A 6,674-nucleotide genomic window follows, 5' to 3' on the forward strand; every position below is an offset into this window, starting at 1 on the left:
GGGAAGTCTTTTATGGTCCGAGCCCGTCGCGTTCGGCGGTGGTCTCCGGACGTTTGAGGGTCTTGCCCACGTTGTAGCGGGTGGCGGGCCGCCGGTTCTTCGAGCCGAGTGGCCGTCCGGGGCCGGGCCGTGAGGGTTTGGGTGCACGGGCGGGGCAGACGAGGCGAGGGCGGAGGTTCCGGAACCCTCGGCGGACCCGAGCGGGAGTGAGTCGGCCGGGCGCGGCTGGCTTCTCCCAGGGTCGTCGCAAGTCAGCGGCGGCCTGGCGGAGAAGTCGCAGTTGGGTGTGGGCGGCGATGATCAGCCACGTCCAGCGGTCGCCGGCCTCGGGAGTGCGGAGCTTGGGGCGGGTCCAGTCGAGTGTCTGCTTGATCATGCGAAACGTGTGTTCAAGATCGAATCTGCGGAGGAACGCCTGCCAGCGCAGGTCGACGTCCGCGGCTGTCATGCCGGTCTTGGAGGACCACAGCCAGACCGGCAGTGGGTCCCCGCCACCGGGTAGATGGTCGACCTGGAGGCGGATCAACGTGCCTTCGATGATGGGGAGTTCGCCAGTGTGGTCGATCCAGGCCGAGCGGGTGGTGAGGCGGGGTGGATGCGGTCCCAGGCCATCGCGCGGGCAGTGCCGTACCGATCGGTGACCTGGGCGGTTGCCGTGTCCGGCTCGCCCCAGGTGTCCGGCTTGGCGAAGCGGAACTCCTTGCCGTGCTTCGGGGGCCGCCCGCCCTGGGGCGGGGAGATCCACGGCACCGGGACGGGCTTGCGCATGACCCGGTCCGAGCGCATCCGGCCGAGGACCTCCACCGGCAGGCCGGCTAGGAGGTGGGCCATCCGCGGGGCGTCGTATCCGGCATCGAAGACGATGAGGATGTCGCGGTCGCCGATGTGCCAGCGGCCCATGTCGATGAGGTCCTCGACCACGCGGCGGACCTGGGCGGCGGTGACCTCGGCGACGTCGTCCTCGGGGTCGAGACGGACGGCGTCCAGGAGCTGGCACCAGGAGGTCCGGCCCGTTTCCAGGGCGGCGACGAAGGAGTACGGCCAGCCGGGGATCATCTGGTCCGAGGAGCGGCCGTTGCGGCCGTAGACGTGGCAGAACAGACGGTCTGCGCTGGTCGGCGCGTCCGGGCGGAGCCAGTGGCTGATGTCGACCGCGAGGACCAGGCGCCCGTCGGCGGCATGCGGCATGGGCAGACCGGCCAGCACCTGCCGCAGCCGGGGCACATCGACCTTCCCGCGATTCAACGCCTCATACATCGCGCCGTGCCCGCGCCGGTGCTCGGCCACCAGCGTCAGATCCACCGGCGAGGTCACCGGCCCGTCCGCGCAGAGCAACGCGTCGACGAGTTCGAACAGTTCGTCCCCGCGCGCGGTCAGGCAGTCGAATACTCAGGTTGAACTCGTGGAGTCTGGCGGTCTGATCGCGTCGTCGTCCATGGTCAGTCCGGTGGGTGGCAGACAGCCGTCGACCAGGTGGGGCCGGTACTGAATCTTCTTCAGCTTCCGCTTGATCACGCGGGTGAGGTGCGTGAGGTCGGCGGCGGTGAAGTCGGCCAGGTGCCGCTTGAGGAGCGACCGGATCCCCTCGGCCGGGTTCAGCTCTGGTGCGTAGGAGGGCATCTGGAAGATCTGTAACCAGTCCTGGTGCTCCTCGGCGAAGTCGGCCAGTTCCTGGACCAGGTGCACGTTCAGGTTGTCCCAGCACCACACCAGCGGGGTGCCGAGCTGGATGTGGGTCATGACGATCAGGTCGCGGTACTGGCGCCAGGAGAACGCCTTCGGCTCGCCCCGGCGCCCGTGCCGGATGTGCAGCTTGAAGAAGAACCGGGAGCGGCATCCGGCGCGGTAGCAGACCACGTCGGCGATGTTGACCCGTCCCTGGTTGCGGCCGCGTACCCGCACCACCGGCCGGGATCCGCGCGGTGCCCAGGTGTGTCCCTTCGGCGGCCTCAGCCCCTGGCCTGCCTCGTCCTCGAAGCAGATGTGGGCGCCCAGGTCCGCCGCGGTCCTTTTACCTGCGGCCACACCTCGGCCTTCCACACCTCGATCGCCTCGTCGTCGCGTTCGATCGCCCGTCGCCGTGGCACCTGTGCGGACCAGCCGTGCCGCCGCAACAGCTTCCACACGCCCTGGATCGTGTACCCGACGTGGAACATCCGCCCGATCAGCAGCTTGACCCGCTTCAGCGTCCACCCCTGGAACTCGTCGTCCCAGCCGTGCACGAGCGGGCCCCGCTTCAACTCCCGCTCCAGCCGCTCCCATTGCCTGGGGCTCAGCCGTTCCACAGAGGCCGGCCCCTTCGAGCGCAGGGCGTCCGCACCGCCCTGCTCCCACTCCCGCCGCCAACGTCGCACCGGCCGCGACGTCACCCGAAGCTCCCGCGCGACGGCCTCGGTCTTCTCGCCGCGAGCGGACCGCTCGGCGGCCTCAAGGCGCACCCGCTCCCGCCTTTCCTGCTCTTTGGGCGTGAGCCCGCCCCCATGCGCGTACCGCATGACGACGTCGTACCGCAACGATCAAGAACCGTCACGGGCCACCGGACTCCGCGAGTTCAACCTGAGTGACGGCAACGCTGACGGCAACGTCAGCGGACCGGTTCTGCACTTGGCGGGTCGTCGGGGCCCTCGGGCACTCGGAGCGCGTCGCCGAGAGTGTCGATGGCTTGGCGCTGGAGGCGGAGCCGGACGTGGGCGTAGACAGTGAGGTCTTCTCGGCAAGGTAGCGACTGCGGAGCGTGACGGCGAGCTCTTCAGTCGCTGGTGCCCAGAGTCAGATAGAGATGAAGCCCGTGGTAGGAACCGGTCACACCGTGATCGCCAACCCGCGCCCGACAGCCCTAGCGTCGGCTGCGCAGAAGCGATCCGAGCGCCAGGCCGGCGCCCAGGCCGACCAGGGCTCCGACCGATGTCCGCCATGCGGGCGCCGCTCCGGTGACTGGCACGCCAGGTGGACTGGCGGCAACGGCCGAGCGCGTTGGCGGTCCGGCAGTGACAGCGCGAGCGTGCTCCTCGCCCACGATGGCCAGGAAGCGACGACCGATACGGCTTCCGGACGAACTGGCGATCCATGAAGTTCAGGCCCTGCTCCAGTAGTGCCGCCCAGCCTCTCCGGTGAACATCCCGGTCAGCATGTCTCGCAGCAGAGGTTCGCGAATGGTCCCGATTTCGAAGCCCATCCACGCATAGTTCATCATGAGATCGGCGTAGACATGCCGCTTCCGCTCATGAGGATCGGTGATGTCCGTGTCACCCCAAACGGGCTGGTAAAGCGCCATGTCGTCAAGTTCCAGGCGGACTAGCTCAAGGTAGTAGCTGCGAATCCCCTGGACCTGCTCTGCCCTGGCCTGCCGGTTCTGAACAATCAGCGAACCAGCAACGCCGGACAACGCGAGCGCCGAGACGATCGCCGAGGTGAAGCCGTAGGCAGCGCCGATCTGGCTCAGCCTGTTCCAGTCCACACCTTTAGAGTGGGAGATCTCCTCCAGCACGAAAGGCGACAACAACAGCGCCGCCAGCACAGCCGCCGCGGCGGCGACCAGCGCCAGAACTCTGCCCACCCGGCGAACCACCGATACTGCAGTTGCGGATCGATGACGAACCATCAGGCAAATCACCCCCAGGCGAGCCTGCCCCACTGACAGGCCAAGCCAGGGGGCAGCCTACGTGCAGCTGCCGTCCTTGGCATCGTCAGTGGGCAAGCGGCCACTGAGGTCTTGTCGGCAACATGACGCTTGCGGTGCGTGTCGACCCGCCGGACGGGCGGGGGTGGTGACCTGACATCAGATGTGCGTGAAGCCCCTGGTAGGAACAGGTCTGCGAAGAACACGTTCCGGTCGAGAGGCTTCACGTGCCGTCCAGTATCACCTACACCGCCGTGCTCGATGTCCGCAGGGCAACCGCCGAGCATCTCGCAAAGCTACTGCGCGAGCACCGTGGGCGGCTCGGGACGCGCAAGGGTATCCGCGTCGGCCAGAACTGCCGCGAAGATCTTGTCCCACGTGCCGTTCGCCGACCAGCGCCTGTGCCTCCCATACACGGTCTTCCACTTGCCGAACCGCGCAGGCAGATCCCGCCACGGCACCCCAGTCCGGTTCCGGTAAAGGATCCCGTTGATGATCCTGCGGTGACTGGCCCAACGCCGACCGCGCTGCCCGGACTTGGGTAGACGCGGCTCCAACTGGGCCCATTCCTCGTTCGTGAGATCTCCCCGCCCCATGAACATGCCAACGCGCCGCAGCGCGAGAAGTCACATGATCCGCCGGACAGACCCTAGCCCGCGCGATCTGCCACGGCGGCCGGGGCCAGATCCGACAGGCGTACCGCGAGGGCCAGGAGGATCAGTTGGCCAGTCTGGGTCTCGTTCTCAATGCCGTCGTGCTCTGGAACACCCGCTACTTGGACGCTGCTGTTGCCCGGCTCCGCGCCGACGGCCACGCCGTCAAGGACGAGGACGTCGCCCGGCTCTCCCCGCTCAAGGACCGGCACATCAACTTCCTGGGCCGCTACCTGTTCAACATCAAGGCCAGCGGCCCCGGCCAGGGCCTGCGCCCCTTCCGCGACCCCGACGCCGCTGAGGACGACGAGGAAGAGGCCTGACATCCTGGGCGTATCCGGGACGTCAGGCCGTTCGTTCGCTGCTTGCTACCGGGCCCTGGGGCCGGGGGCGGGCGGGGTGCGCGGTCGCAGGCGCTCTCCCTGCGGCCCGAACATGATCAGGTACTCGACCGGGCCGCCGGGGCCGGCGTTCGCGACCCCATTGGGATTGCGGGTGTCGAACTCGGCGACGTCCCCGGCACTCAGGACGAGGTCCCGGTCGCCGAGTGCGAGCCACAGCCGCCCGCACAGGACGCACAGCCATTCCCAGCCGTCGTGGGAGACCTGCCGGGGCCGCGCGGGCGGCTCCTGGACGGCGGGTAGGACGTGTTTGTGGGCGTGCAGGCCCCCGACGTACCGGGTCAGCGGCAGCACCGCCTTGTCGTCGCCGAAACGCTGGAGCGCGGAGGTGCGGGGCTCGGCGGCGGGAGCGGTGCCGGCCAGCTCGTCCAGGGAGACGCCGTACTCCTTCGCCAACTGCAGCACCACTTCCAGGGTGGGCTTGCGTCGGCTGGTCTCGATCCGCGACAGCGTGCTCGGGGAGATGCCGGTCGCGCAGCTGACGCCGGTGAGCGTGGAGCCGCGGTGTTCGCGTGCGGCCCGCAGCCGGGGGCCCATGGCCGCCAGCGTGTCGGCCACGTCATCGCCTGTCACCCGCTCTGCCCCCTTCTGGACGTGCCGCTCCACCATCCTGTCCTGCAAGTTTGCCAGATTGGCAAGGGTAATCGCGGTGGACGGTCGCTGCGCCGCATGATCGATGCGTACCTGCGTCCACCCGCGAACCGAGAGAAGACCCCATGCAGCCCGAGCCGTCCGCCGCACTCCGCCACCGCACCGTCGAGGCCCCTGCCGGGCGCCTGCACCTGGTCGAGCAGGGCACCGGCCCGCTGGTCCTGCTCGTGCACGGCTTCCCCGAGTCCTGGTACTCCTGGCGCCGCCAGCTCCCGGCCCTCGCCGCGGCCGGCTACCGGGCGGTGGCGCTCGACGTGCGCGGCTACGGCCGCTCCTCCAAGCCTGCGGAGACCGATGCCTACCGGATGCTGGACCTGGTGGAGGACAACGTCGCCATCGTGCACGCCCTCGGCGAGGAGAACGCGGTGGTCGTCGGCCACGACTGGGGCTCCAACATCGCCGCCACCTCCGCCCTGCTCCACCCCGAGGTCTTCCGGGGCGTCGCCCTGCTGAGCGTCCCGTACGCGCCACCCGGCGGCCCCCGCCCCACCGACATCTTCGGCCAGATCGGCGGCCCCGAGCAGGAGTTCTACGTCTCCTACTTCCAGGAGCCCGGCCGCGCCGAGACGGAGATCGAGCCTGACGTGCGGGGCTGGCTCGCGGGCTTCTACGCCGCCCTGTCCGCCGACACCATGCCCGCCCAGGGCGAGCCCGACCCGCACTTCGTCGCCCACGGCGGCCAGCTGCGTGACCGTTTTCCCGCCGGCATCCTCCCGGCCTGGCTGGCCGAGGACGACCTCGACGTATACGCCGGAGAGTTCGAGCGCACGGGTCTGACCGGCGCCCTCAACCGCTACCGCAACATGGACCGCGACTGGGAGGACCTCGCCCCCCACCGCGGAGCCCCGATCAAGCAGCCGTCCCTGTTCATCGGCGGCGCCCTGGATGCCTCCACCACCTGGATGTCCGACGCTATCGACGCCTTCCCCACCACCCTCCCCGGCCTGACCGCCTCCCACCTCGTAGAGGGCTGCGGCCACTGGATCCAGCAGGAACGCCCCGAGGAGATCAACCGTCTGCTGACCGGCTGGCTCAACACCCTCACGGGTTGAACCGCCAGGCGCGGCCGGGGCTTCTGTACACGGAACAGTTCGGCCCGCGTACCCGAGCGCAGCGGCTACGGCCGGGTGCTGCGTGATTCTCACAAATGACCAGTTGCGAGAGTTCTGCGAACACATCGGTGCTGCTCACGAATCCGCAGGTGGCCGTTCGCAGAACCCCTCTCAGAACCAGCATGTTGTGCGAGACAGTTCTGAGAGTGCGGAACGTGAGCTCTTGTCCGTTTCGTGGTTGAGGTTGGGGAAGGGCTGCTGGTCGCGGGCGGTGGATGCTCCTCATGCGTCGGGGCGG

General features: G+C 68.9%; 5 protein-coding genes and 4 pseudogenes. 3 read left to right on the plus strand and 6 right to left on the minus strand.

Translation table 11 applies throughout. The features are described 5' to 3' along the window. Positions 1-10: 10 nt before the first annotated feature. The 4 genes and pseudogenes from ACH47Z_RS43625 to ACH47Z_RS43640 form a co-directional block, all read right to left on the minus strand. Positions 11-1,377: pseudogene (locus ACH47Z_RS43625) on the minus strand (NF041680 family putative transposase). 12 nt (positions 1,378-1,389) lie between these two features. Beyond that, positions 1,390-2,025, minus strand: a complete 636-nt coding sequence (locus ACH47Z_RS43630) for a transposase (protein ID WP_399085048.1) — start codon at positions 2,023-2,025, stop codon at positions 1,390-1,392. Continuing rightward, positions 1,950-2,495, minus strand: coding sequence for a winged helix-turn-helix domain-containing protein (locus ACH47Z_RS43635; RefSeq protein WP_399085051.1), 546 nt, complete (start codon positions 2,493-2,495; stop codon positions 1,950-1,952). Before ACH47Z_RS43635 ends, ACH47Z_RS43630 begins: the two co-directional genes overlap by 76 nt. A 578-nt stretch (positions 2,496-3,073) precedes the next feature. Beyond that, positions 3,074-3,556 (minus strand): DUF6082 family protein, encoded by a 483-nt coding sequence (locus ACH47Z_RS43640; RefSeq protein WP_399085054.1) that lies wholly within the window; start codon positions 3,554-3,556, stop codon positions 3,074-3,076. Positions 3,557-3,846: 290 nt separating this feature from the next. On the opposite strand from ACH47Z_RS43640, the pseudogene ACH47Z_RS43645 reads away from it, so the two are divergent. Next, a pseudogene (locus tag ACH47Z_RS43645) lies at positions 3,847-3,963 on the plus strand (IS5/IS1182 family transposase); the annotation flags it as partial. Here ACH47Z_RS43645 and ACH47Z_RS43650 read toward each other — a convergent pair. Next, positions 3,946-4,215 (minus strand): annotated as a pseudogene (locus ACH47Z_RS43650) (IS5 family transposase); the annotation flags it as partial. The pseudogenes ACH47Z_RS43645 and ACH47Z_RS43650 sit on opposite strands and share 18 nt — an antisense overlap. 53 nt (positions 4,216-4,268) lie before the next feature. On the opposite strand from ACH47Z_RS43650, the pseudogene ACH47Z_RS43655 reads away from it, so the two are divergent. Next, positions 4,269-4,595: pseudogene (locus tag ACH47Z_RS43655) on the plus strand (Tn3 family transposase); the annotation flags it as partial. Between the two features lie 45 nt (positions 4,596-4,640). Here the strand turns inward: ACH47Z_RS43655 and ACH47Z_RS43660 are convergent. Beyond that, the gene (locus ACH47Z_RS43660; RefSeq protein WP_399085057.1) at positions 4,641-5,246 is read right to left on the minus strand and encodes a helix-turn-helix domain-containing protein; all 606 of its coding nucleotides are present in this window, start codon (positions 5,244-5,246) and stop codon (positions 4,641-4,643) included. A 143-nt stretch (positions 5,247-5,389) separates the two neighbouring features. On the opposite strand from ACH47Z_RS43660, the gene ACH47Z_RS43665 reads away from it, so the two are divergent. Continuing rightward, positions 5,390-6,376, plus strand: coding sequence for an alpha/beta fold hydrolase (locus tag ACH47Z_RS43665; RefSeq protein WP_399085060.1), 987 nt, complete (start codon positions 5,390-5,392; stop codon positions 6,374-6,376). The last annotated feature ends 298 nt before the right edge of the window (positions 6,377-6,674 follow it).

Source organism: Streptomyces sp. NPDC020192 (assembly GCF_044388685.1).
In the GTDB taxonomy this organism is placed as follows: Bacteria; Actinomycetota; Actinomycetes; order Streptomycetales; family Streptomycetaceae; genus Streptomyces.

Bases quoted from the DNA above. Each gene is read 5' to 3' on its own strand.
- ACH47Z_RS43635 (WP_399085051.1), bottom strand. From the start codon at position 2,495: ATGCGGTACGCGCATGGGGGCGGGCTCACGCCCAAAGAGCAGGAAAGG.
- ACH47Z_RS43665 (WP_399085060.1), top strand. From the start codon at position 5,390: ATGCAGCCCGAGCCGTCCGCCGCACTCCGCCACCGCACCGTCGAGGCC.